This is a genomic window from Candidatus Thermoplasmatota archaeon (genome assembly GCA_035541015.1).
GTDB lineage: Archaea > Thermoplasmatota > SW-10-69-26 > JACQPN01 > JAIVGT01 > DATLFM01.
In genome coordinates, this window is record DATLFM010000054.1 from 1 (window position 1) to 18933 (window position 18933).

At 69.1% G+C, this 18933-nt stretch carries 18 protein-coding genes; 7 read left to right on the forward strand and 11 right to left on the reverse strand.

The genetic code is table 11. From position 1 onward, the window contains the following. The 3 genes from VM681_04885 to VM681_04895 form a co-directional block, all read left to right on the forward strand. Positions 1-1276 (forward strand): CopD family protein (locus VM681_04885; GenBank protein ID HVL87331.1); only part of this gene is annotated, 1276 nt, incomplete at its 5' end. A gap of 88 nt (positions 1277-1364) precedes the next feature. Next, on the forward strand, positions 1365-3158 hold the full coding sequence (locus VM681_04890; protein ID HVL87332.1) for a hypothetical protein: 1794 nt from the start codon (positions 1365-1367) through the stop codon (positions 3156-3158). Between the two features lie 275 nt (positions 3159-3433). Next, the gene (locus VM681_04895) at positions 3434-4522 is read left to right on the forward strand and encodes a YkgJ family cysteine cluster protein (protein HVL87333.1); all 1089 of its coding nucleotides are present in this window, start codon (positions 3434-3436) and stop codon (positions 4520-4522) included. Between the two features lies 1 nt (position 4523). Here VM681_04895 and VM681_04900 read toward each other — a convergent pair whose 3' ends face one another. The 9 genes from VM681_04900 to VM681_04940 form a co-directional block, all read right to left on the reverse strand. Further along, a complete protein-coding gene (locus VM681_04900; GenBank protein ID HVL87334.1) occupies positions 4524-6143 on the reverse strand; it encodes a PKD domain-containing protein in 1620 nt (539 codons plus the stop codon). Between the two features lie 45 nt (positions 6144-6188). Further along, positions 6189-7214, reverse strand: coding sequence for a PKD domain-containing protein (locus VM681_04905; protein ID HVL87335.1), 1026 nt, complete (start codon positions 7212-7214; stop codon positions 6189-6191). A gap of 45 nt (positions 7215-7259) precedes the next feature. Then, on the reverse strand, positions 7260-7979 hold the full coding sequence (locus VM681_04910) for a hypothetical protein (GenBank protein HVL87336.1): 720 nt from the start codon (positions 7977-7979) through the stop codon (positions 7260-7262). Positions 7980-8032: 53 nt separating this feature from the next. Continuing rightward, the gene (locus VM681_04915) at positions 8033-8440 is read right to left on the reverse strand and encodes a PIN domain-containing protein (protein HVL87337.1); all 408 of its coding nucleotides are present in this window, start codon (positions 8438-8440) and stop codon (positions 8033-8035) included. Beyond that, positions 8437-9672 carry a translation initiation factor IF-2 subunit gamma gene (locus VM681_04920; protein HVL87338.1) on the reverse strand — a complete coding sequence of 412 codons (1236 nt, stop codon included), beginning with the start codon at positions 9670-9672 and terminating at the stop codon, positions 8437-8439. The genes VM681_04915 and VM681_04920 overlap by 4 nt, the downstream gene beginning before the upstream one ends. Positions 9673-9769: 97 nt before the next feature. Further along, the gene (locus VM681_04925) at positions 9770-10165 is read right to left on the reverse strand and encodes a 30S ribosomal protein S6e (GenBank protein ID HVL87339.1); all 396 of its coding nucleotides are present in this window, start codon (positions 10163-10165) and stop codon (positions 9770-9772) included. A 59-nt stretch (positions 10166-10224) separates the two neighbouring features. Next, complete coding sequence (locus VM681_04930; protein HVL87340.1) at positions 10225-10683, reverse strand: plastocyanin/azurin family copper-binding protein; 459 nt, start codon at positions 10681-10683, stop codon at positions 10225-10227. Beyond that, positions 10680-12308 carry a CopD family protein gene (locus VM681_04935; protein ID HVL87341.1) on the reverse strand — a complete coding sequence of 543 codons (1629 nt, stop codon included), beginning with the start codon at positions 12306-12308 and terminating at the stop codon, positions 10680-10682. Before VM681_04935 ends, VM681_04930 begins: the two co-directional genes overlap by 4 nt. Further along, the gene (locus VM681_04940; protein HVL87342.1) at positions 12305-12946 is read right to left on the reverse strand and encodes a hypothetical protein; all 642 of its coding nucleotides are present in this window, start codon (positions 12944-12946) and stop codon (positions 12305-12307) included. Before VM681_04940 ends, VM681_04935 begins: the two co-directional genes overlap by 4 nt. Before the next feature lie 104 nt (positions 12947-13050). Here VM681_04940 and VM681_04945 point away from each other — a divergent pair, with 104 nt between their 5' ends. From VM681_04945 to VM681_04955, 3 genes are all read left to right on the forward strand, one after another. Then, entirely contained in the window at positions 13051-13353 is a 303-nt protein-coding gene (locus tag VM681_04945; protein HVL87343.1) for a hypothetical protein, read from the forward strand. Beyond that, positions 13350-13871 (forward strand): ArsR family transcriptional regulator, encoded by a 522-nt coding sequence (locus VM681_04950; protein ID HVL87344.1) that lies wholly within the window; start codon positions 13350-13352, stop codon positions 13869-13871. Before VM681_04945 ends, VM681_04950 begins: the two co-directional genes overlap by 4 nt. A gap of 78 nt (positions 13872-13949) precedes the next feature. Further along, complete coding sequence (locus VM681_04955) at positions 13950-14435, forward strand: hypothetical protein (GenBank protein ID HVL87345.1); 486 nt, start codon at positions 13950-13952, stop codon at positions 14433-14435. A gap of 55 nt (positions 14436-14490) precedes the next feature. Here the strand turns inward: VM681_04955 and VM681_04960 are convergent, their stop codons facing one another. Next, positions 14491-16164: a radical SAM protein gene (locus VM681_04960; GenBank protein ID HVL87346.1), complete on the reverse strand. Its 1674-nt coding sequence runs from the start codon at positions 16162-16164 to the stop codon at positions 14491-14493. A 462-nt stretch (positions 16165-16626) separates the two neighbouring features. On the opposite strand from VM681_04960, the gene VM681_04965 reads away from it, so the two are divergent. Further along, the gene (locus tag VM681_04965) at positions 16627-17655 is read left to right on the forward strand and encodes a PhoU domain-containing protein (protein ID HVL87347.1); all 1029 of its coding nucleotides are present in this window, start codon (positions 16627-16629) and stop codon (positions 17653-17655) included. A gap of 18 nt (positions 17656-17673) precedes the next feature. On the opposite strand, the gene VM681_04970 is transcribed toward VM681_04965, so the two are convergent. Then, on the reverse strand, positions 17674-18930 hold the full coding sequence (locus VM681_04970) for a hypothetical protein (GenBank protein ID HVL87348.1): 1257 nt from the start codon (positions 18928-18930) through the stop codon (positions 17674-17676). Positions 18931-18933: the final 3 nt, after the last annotated feature.

Here is an 18933-nt window from a genome sequence, read left to right on the forward strand (position 1 = left end):
AGGCAAGGTCGAGCGGGGAGCCGCGGAGCGCGACCCGGCGGTCCGCGGCTCCCCGCTCGACCTTGCCTCCGGCGCCACCTTCGCGCTTTCCCTTGCCGCCCTTCTCGGAGCGCCCCTTGCCGGGATTCTCGTGTGGCGACCGCAGGTTCGCGCGGGCGTCGACGAGGCGCTCGCGCGCGCCGTCGAGCGGAGGTTCCTTGCCCTCTGGATCGCGGGTTTTGCGCTCGCTGCCGTCTCGGCGGCGCTGCTGGGCGCCGGCGCAGGCCCCCCCGCGCCCGGCGTGGGAGGGCACGGCGGACCGACCACCGAGAGAGGGACGCAGGCGTCGCTGCGCTTGGCGCTTCTTGCCTACGCCTTTGCCGTGCTGGGGCTCGAGCTTGGTCGCATGGCGCTTGCCGAACGGCGCGATCGCTTGCCGTGGACGTGGCCCGTGGCCGTGGGCGCCGGCCTCGTGCTCGCCGCCGCTTCGGCCCTCCTCGGGCACCTTGGCGCGCAGGGCTGGACGCCCGCGCTTCTGGACCTCGTGCACACGATCCTCGGCACGGTCTGGATCGGCGGCGTGGCCTTCCTCGCGCTCGTGGTCGTCCCGGCGGCGTCGCTTCTGGAAGAGGCAACGCGCAGGGGGCTCCTTGCCTCGTGCGCCCGCGCGTTCACCCCCGTGGCGACCTCGTGCGTCGCCGGCGTGGTCGCGACGGGCGTCGTTGCGACGCTCGCGCTCGCGGGTGGCCTCGAGGGGCTCACGACGACGGCCTGGGGCTGGGTCCTCCTCGCGAAGGTCGCGCTTGTCGCCGTCGTGCTCGCCTTTGGAGCGCGGAACCGGCGGTTTGGACAAGGGCGGGGCTCCGGCCCCCGGTCGTTCGCGCGCGCGGTTGGCGCCGAAGCCGCGCTCGGGGCGGCCGTGCTCGTGGCCGCTGGGCTTCTCACGGCGCTCGTGCCGCCCGTGTCGGAGGTCGCCGCTGCGCCCGGCGAGCCGCCGGAATACCACATCTTGCGCCACGCGGACGACGATGGCGTCCTCACGGTCGCGATTCTCCCCGCGACGGCGGGCGCGGGCGCGACGCGGTACGACGTCGACGTGTTCCTGTCCGGCCCGTTGGCGTCGGCACTGCCGCAGGCGCGCGTTTCCGTCGACGGGCCCGATCCGCGGGATCTTGCGCCTCTGCGGAGCGTTCGGCCCGGGCACGCGCGGGTGGAAGCCGTCCCGCTTTCGGAGGGCGACGCCCTCGCGATTGCAATCGACGATCGGACCTGGCGGTTCGGGCGCGTGTTCGATTGACCCAAATCTCCGAGGCTCGCGAAACGCTTAATCCGCGCGAGCATCCTAGGCGGCGCGAACGCCCGGCCATGTCGGAGGTGGCAAGCCGTTGACGCAAGGAACGTGCGCGCGTGGGGCCGTCCTCGCCGGCCTTCCCATCTTGGTGGCGATCCTGTCGTTTGCGGCAGCGGCGACCTTGGGCCTGGAACACGAAGCCACCGGCGGGGAAGTCCCGCCTCCGCGTCTTCGCATCCTTTCGCCCGCCAACAATTCGACCGGCTACGGCAGCACCGTCGTGCTCACGCTCCACGTCGAGAACTTCACCCTTCGCGACCCCTCCGAGCCGTCCACGGGGGGTTCGGTGGGTCACGTGGTGTATTTCCTCGACGACGTGCTCGTCGGCGCGGACCATCGGACCGAGTTCGCCTACACCGCCCTGTCCGCCGGAGCCCACTGGTTCCGAGCGAAACTTGCCCATTCCGACGGCCGTCCTGTTTCCCCAGACGCGGAAGATGCCGTCCGCGTGGTCGTGGCGCCCGGGATGCCAACGGTGCGCATCGTCTCGCCCGTGCGCGCATCCGTGCCGGCGGAGCACAATTCCAGCACCCTTGTCGTGAAGGTCGAAGTCGACGATTTCCAGCTGCGACCCCACGAGACGGCGCACGGAGCGCCACAGCGCGTGGGCCATCTCCATTACTCGATCCGGCCGCACGGCCTGATGGAACCGATCCTGCCGCCTGGGTACGACACCCACCAAGCCACGCTCGCGATGATGGGCCTTGCTCCCGGCCTCTACGTGGTCCAGGCGGAGCTTCGGGACAACCACCACCGGCCCTTGTCGCCGCCCGTCTTCGACGAAGTTCGGATTCGCATCCCGCCCGGCCGGCCCGGCCTCCACCTGCTGGAGCCGTCGGAGGAAGACCAACCCGGCGCGCGCGAGGTCTTGAACATGTCCGTTCGCGTGGAGAACTTCACGCTTTCGGAGTCCGGGCGCGCGGGGCACGGCCGCCTGCGCTTCTGCCACGCGCCCATCGGGAATTCCACGTGCCGCGAAGACGCCGTCGGCAATCGGACGGTCCATTCGTTTCGGGCCCTTCCCCAGGGAGCGGCGCTGGTCCGCGCGGAGCTTGTGAACCTCACGGGCGCACCGCTCCAACCGCCCGTGTACGTCGAGCGCTGGGTCCAGCTGCCGGCCGTCCGATTCCGTTCCCCGCTCGAAGGCGCGCAGCCCGTGGCCACGCACGTGACGGCCGCGGTGGACGTGGAAGGGTTGCGGCTGGTGCCGCCGGGCGTCGCGGCGCCGGGGGAGGGCCGCATTCGCTACTCGATCAATGGCGACGTCCGAGGGACAACGAACGAGACCGTGTGGTCGTTCACGAGCCTTGCGCCGGGCAACTACACGCTTGCCGCCGAGGCCGTGCTCGCCGACGGCCGGAGCTTCCCGGCGCCGGTCGTGGCGACGGTGCACGTGCGGCTTCGATCGTCTCCCACGACGGGCTCGCCGTCGATCCGTTTCACGGCGCCGGCGGCGGGTGCGACTGTGGGGCCCAACGTGACGGTGGCCGTGGACGTGCTCAACTTCGAGCTCGTGGATCCGTCGTCGCCTGCCGTCGGCGATTCGGCCGGGCACATCCAGTATTCGTTTGCCGGCAACGATTCGATCAGCGGCAGAACGGCAGCCAAGACGTTCACGTTCTGGAATCTCCCGGAGGGCGTACACGCCTTGCGCGCCGAGCTTGTGGGGCCGGACCATCGGCCCCTTGCGCCGGCCGTGTTCGACGAGCGGACCGTCGTCGTGGAGGCGGCGCGCTCGAATTCGCCGGCGCGCTTGCAACCGTGGTCGGAGATGGCGGTGCTGCTGGCGCTTGCTGGCGCCGCTTGGATGGCGGCCAATCGACGATAGACGATGCGAAACAGGCGGCCGTTTCGGACGGACAGGCCAGCGTTCGGTCCGTTCGTTTCCTACAAATAAACAGCTTTATAAGGAAGTCGCCCATTATATAAGTCGGAGGGTACAAATGGCAAAGAAGAAGGCCACGAAGAAGAAGGCCGCCAAGAAGACCACCAAGAAGAAGAAGCGGTAGGCCGGACCCGAGGTTCCTCGACCCGTCAAGCCAAATCCGTTTCCTTTCGAATCGGCGGCCAAAGTTTCTTTGCGGCCGCCCTCCTTTTCCGCTCGTGAACATCGAGGCAAGTGAGCTTCAATCCAACACCTTCCGCTGCCTGCCGGGCTGCGGTTTCTGCTGCCTTTGTCCCGCCGGACTGTCGCCCACCGAGGCCGCACGCCTGCGTTCCGACCCGCGCACGCGACCGGGCGTGGCAGACGGTCAGGAGCCCTCGCTCAAGCTCGCCGGCGGCAATGGCGCGTGCGTGTTCCTCGCCTCCGACCGCGCCTGCTCGATCTACGACGAGCGTCCCCGGCCGTGCCGCGCCTTTCCGTACTCGACGCACGTGCTCGAGCGAGCGCAGGTGAGCATCAACCGCGCGTGCCCGGGCACCTGGACCGCCGACGCGCCGCCGGCCCTCGCGGGCCTTCGCGCCGAGGAGTTCCTGCCGAACCTCGAAGCGCGCGTCGCCGAAGCGCGTTCGGTCTTCGAGGCCTTCCGCTCGCAAGCCCAGCGGCGAGGATTGTTTGCCACCGCCGAATCGGTGCGGAACGACCTCAAGGACGTACCTGCAAGCCTCGACCTTGCGCTGCTCTTGGGCGCCCTGTGCGACCTCGACGCCGGCCGCGTCGTGCGGCGGGATCCCCCGTCGCCGGCGGATCCGAAGGCTCTCGCGCGCGTCCGGATGGCGCTTGTTCGAGCGGCGTTTGCCGCCAAGGACGGCCTCTCGCTTCCGATCCGCGTCGCGCCCGACCTTTCGTGGGAGACCTGGCGACTGCAAGGACTGCGCATCCAACGCTTGCGCCTTGGCGCCTCCGGCCGCACGGAGCCCCTCGGGGAGTTGCGGGTGTCCGAGCTCGATTGGCTTCCCGCCGACGAGCCGGCCGCGGCGCTTGCCCGCGCGTACGCGGCCACCCTGCTTGCGCGCGACCACCTCTACGGCTTGGCCTGCCACGGCGTGGACGCGGGAGGCTACCAAGCCCACGTGGCCCGCGTGTTCGAGCACGAGTTCTGGAACGCGCTGGCCGACGTTTGGCTGCGGGCGTCCGCGATCGCACGCGCGGCCGGACGCGACCGGCTGGACGCGGACGGCATGCGGCAGGGGATCGCATTCTTCGACATGGACTTCCTCGACAGCCCGACGATCGGCGCCGTTCTCTGACCTAGGCGGCGCGGTAGAAGATCTCGATAATGAGCCGGAAGGGCTGGTCCTCGAGCCCTCCGGGCGGGCGCCGGACCTCGGCGAGCCACGAAGCGCGGCCTGCGACGGCCGGGTTGTCGATCTCCATCACCTTGGGAGCGTTGGCGGAGGTGTCCTCGCGCACGAGGTTCCCGTTCTCGTCGTGCACGTGCAGCGTGAGGTTGTTGGGATTGACCGGCAGCACGCCGGGGTCGGGCAGCGGCGAGCCCCCGGCCGAGACGTTGGAGGAGAACTCGAGCGTGATCCGCACCCTGGCCGGGACGATCTGGGCGTCCGAGAACAGGACGAAGGTGCGATTGACGGACCGCGACTCTGTGGTCGTGTTGGCCATGACGAAGTCGTCCGGGAGGCGCTGGTTGACCACGAGCACGGCCGTCGTCTCGGCCGACACGCCGGCCGGCTCCGTCACGACGAGGCGGACGGAGAAGAGGCCGGGCGCGCTTGGCGCAAACTGCGTCGTGGCGCCCGAAGGAACGGAAGGCCCGCTCTGGCGCGGGGCCACGCCGTCGATGCGCCACGCATACGTCGTGCCGGTCGGAACGGTGGAGGTCGTCGCGTCGAGGCGCACGGTGTCGCCGCGAAACACGGGGTTGGCGTCGGAGACGGGCGTGTCGTTCACGAGCATCGCGAACCGCGGCGTAAGCGAGATGACGGTCACGTCGATCGCGCGCACGGTCGATCCGCGCTCGTTGCGGGCGGTAAGCGTAAGGGTGTAGGTGCCGGGGCTCGTCCACGTGTGCTGCACGGATTCGCCCGTGCCCGAACGCCCGTCGCCGAAGTCCCAATGGTACGAGACGCCGGTGCGGCTGGGATCGGCCGTCCCCGCCGCGTCGAGCACGACGGCCCGGCCGGAGAGCGCCCGCAGCGTGCGCGCGTCGGCGTCGAGGACGCCGCCGGTCGCCGAGAGCGCGACCACCGGCGCCTGCGCAGCGTCGCTGCCGACTCCCCCCAGGTACCCCGAGCCCAGAAGCGCGGCGCCCGCCAAAAGGGCGACCACAACGATGGCCGCCGGTACGATCCAACGGCGGCGCGCGCCGTTTGCCGGCGTCGGACCCGCCGCCGGATCCGAGGGTGGGGGCTCCTCGCGGCCGCGACCAAAACCAAAGACGCGGCGCGGCGCGGGCGCCAGTCCCAGCGCAACCGCATCGGCAGGCTCTTCCCGCACCTCGCCCGAGGGATCGACCACGCGTCGAACGTAGACGGGCTTCTGGTCCGGCGCGGTCCGCTTCCACGTACGCCCGCTCTTGTCCCAGGACGCGCCCGAGGTCGGCGGAAGCGCGGAGGCCGCCGGCGGTTGCCGCGCGTCGGCAGCAGGCGCCCCGGCCTTCTTGGCGCGGGGGATCTTGGCGATCGGGATCTTTGCAAAGAATCCCTTGGCGGGCGAGGCAGGCGGCGATGGCGCCGGATCTTCGGCCGGCGGCTCCGAGGCGGCGTCCCCGCGCGCGCGTCCGAAGGACAATCCGCGCCGCTTCGCCGGCGCGGGCGGTTCCGCTGCGCCGCCTTTTCCCAAGGCCGAGAGCTCGGCTTCCAGCCTTGCGATCTCGGCGTCGAGATCCTCCAGGCTCTTGTCCTTTCGCTTCATGGAGGGACGCCGGTCATTCCGGCGGACCGCTTATGGGCTTTTCGGTCAGTACCGCAAGCTCACCGCAAGCTCGTAGGCGACGTCCAGCCCGCCCGTCCGCTCGACGAGGAGCGCCCACGGGCCCGGCGCCCGGCCGGCAAGCGCGGCGGCGTTGAGCCCGATCCACTCGTTGGCCAAGCCCAATTCGCCGGCCGCAGTCGGCGTTTTGGCCTGCGCGACGCGCTGCCCCGACGCGTCGACGAGCGCAAGGTCGAGGTCGTTGACGCCTCCGGAGGCCGGGAAGGAAAGCGCCACGGAAAGCGAGGTCGCGCCCGCAGCGACGGGGAACACGTGGCGGGCGGGCGGATCGGCGTGCCCCATGCGTCCCGCGACGGTCTCCTCGAAGTGGATGCGAAGCTCGGCCGTCGCCGAAGCGGAAGCGCCGTAGGGATCGGAGACGGTCACGCGCACCGCGTACACGCCGCCGGCGGCGTAGGCGTGCGTGACGCGGGGCCCGGACCCTGAGCGGCCGTCGCCCAAGTCCCAAGCGACCGAAAGGGAGTCGCCGTCGGCGTCGGCGGCCAGGACCCGCAGGTCGAGAAGCTCGCCTGCAAGCGCTTCGTGGGTCTTTGCGCCTCCCCGTTCGACGACGAGGGCATCGATCGTGGGCGCCGCGTTGGCCACCACGCGGATCTCCACCTGTGCGACGGACGTGAGGCCCGCCGAGTTGCGGCTGCTGAGGGTCACGACGTAGGGGCCAGGGGCGCTCCACGCGTGGGACGTGCGCTCGCCCGCGGAGGCTTGGCCGTCCGCGAAGTCCCACGTGTGCACGAGCGGGAGAGATTGAGGATCGACCGCGCTGGCCCAGAAGCGCACGGTCTCGCCCACCCGCGCGACCGACGCGGAGGACTCGATCGACGCCACGGGCAGCAGGGCGGCCCGCGCTTCGGGCGCAAGGCCCAGGGCCTCGCGCGCTCGGTGGAAGCCAAGCGCTTCGCGGAACTCGGGCATGTTGTCGACGCCAAGGCAACCAGCGAGCGGCGCCATGAGAAGGAGCGAGAGCGCGAGCGGAAACGCTGGGTAGGCGCGCATGAGTCATCCCATCCGCCTGCGTATCGCGCAGAGAAGATAATAACTTCACGGTCGCGCGTCGTCGCGCCGCTTTTCGTCAAGCTCGCGCTTGAGGGCAAGCAGGCGCTGACGCTTCTCCTCGTCTTTGTCCTGCGCGGCGCGCTCGGTCTCCGACGCGCCTTCGTCCGTCGCGGCACGCCCAAACCGGAACAGGTCCCTTGCGCTTGGCGATGGCCGGGAGGCCCGAAGATCCTTCTTGAGCTGCGCGATCCGCACCTTGGCGAGCACGCGCGCGCGGGCGGTGGCCTCTTCGATCTCCATGGGCGTCCGCACGGCGCCTTGGCGCGAAACCTCCTGCCGCAGCCGCTCCAGGAACTCGCGCTCGAGCAGGCCCGACAACCGCCAGGTCCCGACGTAGACGAGCGCGACCACGACGAAGGCCGCCCACAGGACGACGCTTGCCGCAAACCACGCGGAGATGGGAGGCGCAAGCGCGAAGACGAGCGCGATCACGAGAAGCTCCAGGAGGACTGTCGTCCAGAACAGCCGCCGTGCCGACTCGGCCGCGACGTCCACGAGGATCTGGAGCTCCGGGTCGCCGAACTTCTGGTAGATGCCGACGTACCCCTGCCGCGCGAAGCTGCCCTCGCCCGGCCTCCAGTCGACAAACTCAACGACCGCGGGGGTTTTCGTCGTCACGACCGCCCCCACGTCCCCGGCGACGCGGGCGGCCGCCTCGGCCACCTTGGCCTGCTCCCCCTCGTCGACGAAGATGAGGCGCGCCATCCTTGGGGTGGCTACGGAGCGCCCGGATATGAAGCTTGAGGATGGAGCCTTGCCTAGAAGCCCGCGTGGCCCTCGAGCGTGAGGAAGGCCTTGCTGCGCATGTGGATGTTGGGGACGTTCTTCGCGCGCAGCCGCGCGCGCAGGATCTTGTCGTTTGTCACCACGATCGCGTTGAGCTTCTCCGCCAGGCGCAGGATCGAGGCGTCGCCCTCACCCTCCGCGGGCAGGACCTTGAAGCTCTTGGCAAGCTGAAGCGCCATGCGAGCCTCCTGCTTGTCCTTGCCCACGGACTCCTCGGCGAGCGCGGAGAGCTCGTCCACGACCGTGCTTGGAACCACGATCTCGTACGAAAAGTCCAGCACGCGACGAAGCTCGGCTTCGACGTCCACGCTGAACTGGAACTGCATCATGAGGGCGTTTGTGTCGAGGAGGACGGGGCGCTTGGCGGCGCCGTCGCTCACCGGATCACCCCGTAACCGATCAGGCGCCAGCGCTGGCCGATGCGCCGCGAGAGCGCGACGCGCTGCTCCTTCACCGCGCACACCGGAAGCTTGAGCGTCACGTCGACCGTGCTGCCGCGCGCGCTCGTCACGACGCCCACCGTCGTGGCCGTGCCGATGTTGAGCATGAGAGGCTCGCGCGTCTTCACGACGTCCACCTTGAGGTCCTCGGCCGTGCCGACGACTCGGTCCAGGAGCGTGACCTCCATGGTGAAAGCCTCGAGCATGGGCGGAAGCGTGCCGGGCTTCCCGCACAGCCGGCCGCCCAAGCTGTCGCTCTTGGTGACGGCCGGGTCAAGAAGCGTGCCCACGCCGATGAGCCCGCCCGGGTTCCCCGTCTTGTACGACTTTCCGCCGGCGACGAGGCCCGTGACCTTCGTGAGCAGCGGCTCGTACCGGACCTTGCCGTGCTGCTCCTCGATCCTCCGCCCGGGGAGGATCTCGATCTCGTCGCCCACGTTGAGGTTGCCCTGGATGAGCGAGCCTCCGATGACGCCGCCCTTGAGGTCCTTGGGAGAGGAGCCCGGCAGGTTCGTGTCGAAGCTTCGCGCGATGTACATGCGCGCGGGCTTGGACAGATCGTGCTCGGGCGTCGGGATGACCTTCTCCAGCGTCGCGAGAAGCACGTCGATGTTCACCTTCTGCTGGGCCGAGACCGGGATGATGGGCGCCTTCTCGGCGATCGTGCCCTTCACGAACGCCTTGATCTGCTCGTAGTTCTCGAGCGCCTTCTGCTCGGGCACGAGGTCGATCTTGTTCTGCACGATCACGATGTTCTTCACGCCTGTGATCGTAAGCGCCATGAGATGCTCGCGCGTCTGCGGCTGCGGGCACGGCTCGGCCGCGCTGATCACAAGCAGCGCGCCGTCCATGAGCGAGGCGCCGTTCAACATCGTGGCCATGAGCGTCTCGTGGCCGGGCGCGTCCACGAACGAGACCGTCCGGGCGAGCTCGCACTTGCCGCTGCAGTTCGAGCACTTTGGATCCGTGCCCCAGCACTGCGGCTCCGCGCACGAGGAGCACTTGTAGATTGCCGTGTCGGCGTAGCCAAGCTTGATGGAGATGCCGCGCTTGAGCTCCTCGGAGTGGCGGTCCGTCCACTCGCCCGTGAGCGCCTGCGTGAGCGTCGTCTTCCCGTGGTCGACGTGGCCGATCATGCCGATGTTGACCTCGGGCTGCTTGGGAACCTTCATGGAAGCACCCGAGGAGAGCGCCGCTGGTTAAAAGGATTTGTGGGCGGCGGAAGCGGCGCGAGAAAGCCCGTTCCGCAAGGCGGCAGCCGAGCGGCTCTTACTTCTTCTCTTCCTTCTTCGGCACGAGCTCGGCCACGGGCTTGGGCCCGTGCGTCACGACCATCGTGTTGATCTGCGCCGTCTCGAGGCCGACCTCGTTGCCGCGGAAGCTCTTCTTGCGCCGCATGCCGCCAAGCGCCGGGTGGAAGCCGGTGCTGTCGGCCACGAGCAGGCGCTTTCGGCCCGACGTGGGAAGCTCCGAGCGCATGGCAAAGCCGTCGCGGTCGCTTCCGCCGGTGATCTTGAGCTTGTAGCCGGGAAGGCCCACGAACATGCCGTCGATCTCCTCCCCGATGCGCTTGCGCACGAGAACGTTGGCGTGCTGACCGGTCACGTTGACCTGGTAGCTCTTGCCCTCCTTGGGATCGGAGATCACGACGCGGAATTCGACCATGCGGACACCGTTTGAGGGTTGCGCCCATCGCGGAGGGGCTATATAAACGTTCGGCAGCGTCATGCCGGCCGGCGGCAAATTCTGGCCGCCGCCAGGACGCTGGCTGCAGCCAAGGACAGCTCGATGGTCGGCACCGCGCTTCCGCCGCCGCTCTCCGGCGGCGGCTTGCTTTCGACGACGAAATGGGTGTCGTTGTCGTCGTTGACCCATTCGACGAGCGTCCCCGGCGCGACGTGGATCTCCGCCGGGTCGAACCGATACTCCCGCATGCGCACGAGGACGAGCCCGCGCTGCGGCGCAGCGGCATCGACGCGCACGATGCCTTCCATCCAAGGGTGCGGATGGCAGTGGTAGTATGCCGTCCCCTCCTGCTCGAAGGTGCGGTTCCACGATTGGCCCGCCGGGATGGCGGGGCTCGAAAAGCCGTCCGGCTTGTGCTCGGGCGTGTGCCCACTTGCCGTCGGCAGCGCGACGGCCATGGCCGTCGCCAGGAGCGCCAAAGCGATGGCGGCCTTCATTGGACCACCACTGGGAAGCTGACCTTTGCGTACTCGTCGGGGCGCTGCAGGATCACGTACAGGGTCCATGCGCCGCGCTCGGTCATCAACCCTCCCGACAGGAACCACGTCTCGGCGCTTGCCCGCTCGGGCGCGAGCAGCGCGTCGGGTTCGGGCCGGCCCGGCGCGGCGAGCTTGAGGAAGACCTCCGTCCCGTCGGGCAGCGCCCCCCCAAGCCCGTGCGCGGCCACGGTGATGCTCTGGTTGCCCACGGCCGGCGGGTTGGGCGCGATGGCGACCACGAGGTGCGTCCGCTCCAACGTCTTTTCGAGGAGCAGCGGACCGCCGCGCTCGGGTTCGACGGCCTCGGGCGGCGGCGAGGTAGCGAGGACGCCCGCGGCCGCGAGGATTCCGGCAAAGAGGACGGCCTCCACCGCGACCGATCGCCGCAGGCGCGAGGGCGGCGCGCGGCCGGCGTAGAGGGCGGGCGCGAGGCGGAACTTGTTGTAGGCGCCAAGGGCGACCAAGGGCGCCACGAGCGAGGCCTTCGCGACGACCGCCAGGCCGTAGAGGGTGCTCCAAAGGTCTTCGACGCGCGGCAGGTGCAGCAGGCTTGCGAAGACGCCGGTGCCAACGACGACGGAAACGGCGGCGACGGCCAGCGGGCTGAAGGTGGACACAAGGGCGCCCGCCTGCGTCTCCGACCGGTCCTTGGCCACGAGCAGGAGCCCGACGACGCCGCCCAGCCAGCCGGCGCCTGCAACCAAGTGGGCAAGGTCGGCCAGGACGGGCAGGAACCCCCATCCGCGCACTGCCCCCGCGTGCCCCGAGAAGGACGTCGTCGCAAGCGTCAGGCCGCCAAGGCCCGCAATCGCAAGCCACAGGACCAAAGAGCGACGGCGGGACCACGCCGCCGCGAGGACCACCGCCATGGAGCCGGCAAGCAGCGTCCGCGCCAAGAGGAGCGCGCCGGTTTGCGTGCCGAGGACGGCGCCGGCGACGTCGACGCCCACGCGTGCGGCGAAGGCGGCCAGGACCACGGCCCCGCCGACGCTTGCCGCCACGGAGGCGACCAGGGCCGCCTTCGCCAGCGCGTCGGGAACCCCGCGCAGGACCGGCCCGGCGACGAGCAGGACAAACGCAGCCAGCCCCGCGGCCAGCGCCGCGCCCGCAAAGAACGCGGCGCGGCCGGCCGACTCGGCCCAGAACGCCACGTCCTGCGCATGCGCGTGGCGCGCGCTTCCGGCGGCCGCTTGCGCGGGATCGAGCGTCGCGTTGCCCACGGCAAAGAGGTAGCTGCCCTGCGCGGTGTGCGTGTCGATCGAGAGGGTGTACCAGCGGACGGTGTAGATCCCGTCGGCAAGCGGAGCAAGCGGAACGAGGATCTCGTTGCGCCTGGACTCCTGGAACCGCACGTCGCCCGTGTCCCGCCGGACGCCGTCGGGATCGACGACCTCGGCGCGCGTGTAGGCCTTCTCGACGTCCTCGGTGAAGCGCAGGAAGACCACGCGCGGCGGGTCGAGGACGTGCTGACCGGGGCCGGGGACGGCGTCCAGCAGCACGGCGTGGGCCTGCGCCGGCGCGGCGCACAGCAGCGCAAGGAGCAGGCTCGCGCCGGCGAGCGCCGGAACCAAGAGCGCGTTCATCGACGTCCCGGGAGCCGGGGCGTGGCCACCGCCAGCGCGGCCGCGACCGCCAAAAGCACGGCGGGGCCCTCGAAGCCCGGCAGGCCCCGCGTGCGGTCCATGCGGGCCAGCGCGGCGTCGAAATCGGCCCGTAGCGCGTCGAGCTGCGCTTGCTGCTCGTCGGGCAGCGGAGCGCGCGCGGGCCACATGATTTCGTCGAGCTCGCGCACTTCGTGGAGCGGCGGAATCGTGAGCTGAACGACCGTTCCGTTGATCGTGCCCTCGATGCGCAGGGAATAGACGCCCGGCTGCGTGAGCACGTACGGGTAGGTGTACCAGCCGTTGCGGCCGTGCTGGGCGACCATCGTGGGGGTGAGGTCCAGGCGTGCTCCGCCGTAAAGGAGTGAGACGTTGATGCGCGCAGGCGTGCCCGCCTCGACGTCGGCGCCAAGTCCGGTCACCGGCGCGTCCGTCGCGTTGTCGAAGATGCCAAGGTCAAGGCCCGACTTCTGGAAGGTGTAGAGCGGCTCTCCAAGGCTTCCGTAGACGAGCCGGATCCGGTCGTCGGGCGTGTAGGCGGTCCTGTGCGCTTGGGCGCCGCCGGCAAGGGCCAGAACCGCCAGCACGGCAATCGGAATCGCAAGACGCAGGGCCTTCATGGAGATCCCAAGTTTCCGAACGCTTTGACACTCATCAAACTTTTGACGCTCCTCTAACTCGGAATCCGGAAAGCTCAAGAGCCCCGCGCCTGGCTCCGGCTCTCATGGTCCACATCCACGAGATCACGTCTGCCGTGCTGGCGATCGTCGGTTTGGTCGGCGCAGGCCTTGCGCTTGTCGCGTGGAAAAGCTACCGCGCCACGGCCAACCGCTGGCTTCCCTACGTCTTTGGCGCCTTTGCGATCCTCGGCGCCAAGGGCTTCGTTGGCGCCTGGGCCATCTTCACGGGGCGCGTGGCCCACGAGCATCTCGAGCTTCTCCTAGGAATGGCCGACCTTGCGATCGCGCTGCTGCTCGCGGCGCCGCTGCTTGCGCGCTTCGCCCGCGCAAAGGGCAACCCGCCATGAGCGTGGCCGGCGAGGACGTCTCCGTCCGCGAGAAGGTCCTCGACCTCATCCGCCGCTACCCCGGTCTCCACGTCCGCGAGGTCGAGCGGCAGCTTGGCGTCTCGCCCGCGCTTGCAAGCTACCACCTGCGGCGCCTTGCGGAGGGCGGCCTCCTTCGCGCCGAGACCCATGGCGAGTTCCTCCGCTACTACCCCGCCGCCGCCGGCGCGCCGCGGGCAGGAGAACGAAGGCTGCTCGCGATCCTTCGCCGCCCCGTCGCGGCGAAGATCGCGCTCCTCCTCCTTTCCGAAGGCGCCCTTGCCAACAAGGACATCGCCTTGCGGCTGGGAATCAGCCGTGCCACCGTGAGCTACCACCTCCACCGCCTCTCCGACGCGGGCCTGCTGCAGGCCGCCGACGAGCGCGGCTATGAGCTTTCGGACCCCGACCGCGTGCGGCGGCTTCTGGCAAGCTTCCCGCCGGCGCCGGGCATCCTCGAAGAGTTTGCAGACCTGTGGGAAGATTTGTACGGCCCCTGAAGCGATGTACACAATCGGGTGCACACGGACGGGAAAGTTGGAACAAACGCCATCCCGCCGGCCGCCGTCTCCGTTGCCATGCGAACGATCCTCCCGCTCGTGTGCCTGGTCGCGCTGGTGACCGCGGCCGCGCCCCCTGCGTCGGCCGATTCCGACTCGTGGACCTTCCAGTACCGGCAGTACGAGTCCGGCAACCCCCCGATCCCGCCCTGCACCGTCCAGATCCTCGTCGTCAACTGCAACCCGCTTGTCGCCTACGCCGCAAGCGAAGCCCAGTCGGTGGGGCGCGCGCTTTCCGCCCGTTTCACGGCCACCTGCTCGTGGTGCTGGGGGGGCGGGGTCGTGCAGATCCAGGACGAGCTGGCCGACCCCGTGTTCGGCAACGGGCGCGTCGTCTTCAAGGTGAACGGCCAGGTCTGCCGCGGCTCGTGCTGGTTCTCGGGCACGACGGCCACGATCACGATCGATCCGCTCGACTTCTCGCCCAACGAGATCCTCCAGGTGTACAACCAGGACCTGTCCTCCCAGTGGCCGAGCAAGGGGCGCATCCACGTGTGGTTCTAGGCCGCGCGATCGCGCGTCTCGATGCGATGTATACGAATGTATACATGTGTATACATCAGCCCGTCCGCACGAACGGGAGGACGGCGCGAGCCACGTCCGCGTCGTCCAACGCCGCCACAAACGCCCCCGCGTCGGCAAACGGCCGCGCCCGAACGATGCGCGCTGCGCGCTTTGCGCCCACGCCCGGAAGCGCCGTGAGCGCGCGCAGGCTTGCGCGGTTCACGTCGAGCGGGTGCTCGACGGCGGTGACGCTCCGCTCGCCGTGGCCCACGATCGCCACGTCCACGAACCGGTCGAGCACCATGTCGTACGGGAGCCCCACGAGGAGAGGGTAGCTTCCGATCTGCCGGCCGTACGTGAGGTGGCCCTCGCGCGACTCGAGATACACGTTTCGAAGGATCGTGCCGACGGGGAGCATGCGCCGGAGCATCGGCCGGTCGACGTTTGCCCGCGTCCATTCCTTGAACTTGAAGAACGCGCTCGTGTCGGCGCCGCCGGCGATGCGCTGCTCGAGGAGCTTGCGGATGTTGATGCGGCGCACGAGGAGGCCCTCGTCGAGGACGCGCTGGAGGAATCGGCGGTTGTGGTCGTAGGTCGCAAGGCTCTCGCCGGGAAGCCCGCAGATGAAGTTGAGGCCTGGGAGGAACTTCGGCATGCCCGTGGGGCCGCGCTCCGCGCCGACCTTGTTCAAGAGACGCATGGCGGCGAGGCACTCGTCGGCCGTGACGTTGAGGTTGTTCTTGTCGTGGACGGAAGGGTCGGCCGTCTCGAGGCCAAACGCGGCGATGTTCCCGTCCGTGCAGTGGTGGGCGACCAGGCGCGCGATGCGCTCGCTTTCCTGCGGGTGGTCGAACACGATGCCGGGGTCCACGTTGTCGATGTGCAGGACGCGAAGGCCCGGGCAGCGCTTTCGAATGCCCGCAAGCAGCGCCTCGATCGCGTCGGGGTTGGGCGCCGGGCTTTCGCTTTGGCCCACCTGCGTCGTTCCGTAGGTGAAGAAGTCGGCCTGGCCGCCGATGCGGAAGTTCACGACGCCTTCGCGGGCAAGCGCCTCGCACTCGTCCACGACCTGCTGCACGGGGCGGAACTTGGGCGCGCCCTCGGCGGGCTCCATGCAGAAGCTGCAGCCGCCGTTCACGAAGCGGACGCAGCCGTGGTACGTCTCGATCTCCGCGATGAGCGGCTGCGGGTGGTCCGGATGCTGGCGGACGACGTGCGCGCCAAGGACGGGCCAGCGGGCCCACTCGTCCATGGTCTTTCGTCGCTGCGTGCCCTTCCCCTTCTCGAAGAGGTCGAAGAGGTACGCGTCCACATCGAGGAAGCAGAGGTGTTGAAAGATGGACCGGAGCTCCTCGCGTCCTTGCGGCGGGCGGCCTCCCCCGACGCCAAAGCCGTACGTTGCGCTCGATCCGGCGAGGATCGACTGGCCGGGGAAGTCCGCCGCGATCTGCCGGGCCTCGCGCAGCGAGACGGGCGTGCCGCGGAGGTACTTGCCGGGAACGAGCGCGCCTGCGATCACGAGCAGGTAGCCTTCGCGCTTGAGCGCTTCCCGTTTGGGGCTGCGCTTTCGCCATTCGTCGATCGTGAGGTAGCTCACGGAGCCGCCAAGCTCGGCGACCACGCCCGCCACGTTTCGGGCGTGCGGGCTGATGTAGGGCGGGACGCCAAAGCAGGCGGGCTCGTCGACGTAGCCGTCAAGCACGGTGACGTGCGGGGGAAGCGTTTCCACGGCGGCTTGGCACCGGGACCTTGCCGGCTTAAGCTTTCGGCGGGCAGGCCGGGAAAGCGCGGGCAGACGGCTCCAGGTGCCGATACGGATTTCGTATGTGGTAAATACTGTAAGCAGGCAGGCATCAAGAGAGGGCCGTCATTATGCCGGTCCGAGGGTTGCGCCTCGGGCCCCCTTTCTCAGCCTCCCAACATGAGAAACCGAGCGCAAACCTCTGAACCAACGGCCGCTTGCGGCCGCGAAGTTCACGTCCACCCGCCCCAAGAGAGTTTTCCGCTCTCTGTACCCTCTTCCCCCTTCTGGGGCGCGGTGGCTTCCGCCTGCCAGCATCGGCTTCGCCATTATCCAGCCCCCTCGCCAGCCCCGAGTACTTATAAGTATGTAGGAATCGCTCTCAAATAGGACTGGGCGGTGGCTGTGGAATCTCGTAAGGTCCAGAAAGTAGGCGCTTCGACGTTGAGCGTGTCGTTGCCGAAGAATTGGGTCGAGCGGTGGGAGATCCGCAAGGGCGACGTCGTGCTCCTCGAGGAGGCCAAGGACGGAACCTTGCGCGTGCTTGCGAGCAAGGGCCAGCAGGAGCCGCACCACGCCGACGTGGAGTACATCGTGAACGCGGACCTGTGCGACGAGCCGGGCATGCTGGGCCGCATCGTCGTGGGGAACTACGTCATCGGCCGCAACGTGATCCGCATCCGCAGCAAGGGCCGCATCAAGAGCCATCACATCCAGGAGGTCCGCGCCTCGGCGAACAAGCTCATGGGCATGGGCATCCTGCAGGAGACGGCCGACGAGATCGAGCTCCAGTGCAGCGTGGATCCCGCGCGCTTCCCCATCGAGAGCGTCATGAAGCGCCTCTACACGATCGGAAGCACCATCCACAAGGAAGCGATCGAGAGCCTCGTCCGCAACGACGCCGAGCTTGCCAAGGACGCGGCCAAGCGCGAGGACGAGGCGGACATGATGTACTGGCTCACGCTGCGCCTCCTCCTCTCGGCGCAGATGGACCCGGTGCTCGCGGAGAAGGTCGGCTTCACCGAGACGCTACCGATCCTGGGGAACCGGCTCATCAGCAAGAACCTCGAGACGATCGCCGACTACGGCGAATCCATCGCGCACAACGTGCTGCACCTTCTCGACCAGCGCAAGCGCCCCGAGGAGCCGCTCGTGCACCGCTTCAAGGTCGTCTCCGACAGCGCCGCCAAGGTGGTGGCCGACGGGCTCGCCGGCGTGTTCACGCGCGACGTCAAGCTCGTGAACCGCGCGATCGAGCTTGCAAACCAAGTCGAGAAGGACGTCGACAACCTCGTGCAGGACTGCTACGACAAGGTCGAGGATCCCATCGCGCTTGCCGACCTTCGCGCCATCGCGTGGAGCCTGCGCCGCATCGCGGAGTTCGGAAGCGAGATCGCCATCATCGGCTTCAACCGCTACCTGGAGCGCTCGTCGGCCATCTGCGAGCCCCTGAGCGAGAAGGAGAGCGGAAAGCGCTAGGCCGCCGGCGGACCGGAACTAGCCGCGCCGCCGCAGCAGCACGGCCAGCACGCCAAGCGAGCCGAGGACGGCGAACGCCGCGAGCCCCGGCGTCTTCTGCTTCTGGGCCTCCTCGACCGCCGTCTTGCGCAGCTGCTCCTCGATTGCGACCTCGGCCGCGCTCTTCTGGACCACGAGCTGGCCGTGCATGGTCTGGCCGTGCCCGCGGCTTGCGTCCTGCGACTCGCCGCAGAACACCGTGCAGAGGAACATGTACTCGCCGGGGCGGTCGGCCAGGAAGTCCATGACGACGACCTCGCCGGGGTACAGGCGCGTCACGAGGCCCCGCTTGTAGGTTTCGAGGCTGAAGCTGTGGGCGGCCCCGTCGGGCTGCTCCGGGTGGTCCACGACGCCTTCCATGATTTCGGCGTCGTCGGCCTCGTTGTCGTAGTAGATGCGCAGGAACACGTGCGAGCCGTTGGCCACGACGATGGGGTTCGGCGAGAAGCCCCAGTGGAACGCCTTCACGTTGATGACCACGCCGCCGGGAACGCCTGCGCGGAGGTCGTCGAGCGGGAAGCCCTGCAGGGGGAAGTGGGGGAACCCATTGTGGCTGTGGCCAAGCTCGTCGAGGCTTGCGATGGAGAAGGTCCAGCTCGCCGACGAGGGAGTCTCGCCGCCGACGAGGAGCTTTGCGACGGGGTTCGATCCGGGGTTCGTGCCAAGGAACGTGAGCCAGATCTCGACGCTGTCGCCCTTGGCAAACGCAACGTCTGCCGCGGGCAGGAACATGCGAAGGTCGTACACGCGGCCGGCCTCGAGGATGCCGCCGTCCACGCCCACGTACGAGCGCGTGGCCTCGATGGGCTCGCCGTTCTTGGCGAGCACGGCCGTGAAGCTCATGCCGCTTTGCGGCGAGAACAGCGCGACGTTTGGCGTGTCGCTTCGGACCCAGAAGCGGAGGTAGACGCTCGACTTGATCGCCCCGTTGTACGAGGCTTGCGTCGTCCACACGACCGGTTCGGGCGTGCCGCCGGGAGTGCTCTCGCCAAAGGCGACCTCGCTGGCTGCAGGCGGCGCCTCCGCAAACGCGCCGGCGGGCGCAAAGTACCGCTGCACGCTCTGCGACAGCGGATCGACAGGCCCGTGATGCCCGTGGTGGCCGCCGTGCCCGCCCCCGGCCATGACAAGCGGCATGGCCGAGGCCACGACGACAAGGACGGTGAAGGCGACAAGACAGATCCTGCCGGCGCGCCTGCTTCGGCGGGGGTTTATATACCCAAGCCTCCGGGCCATGGG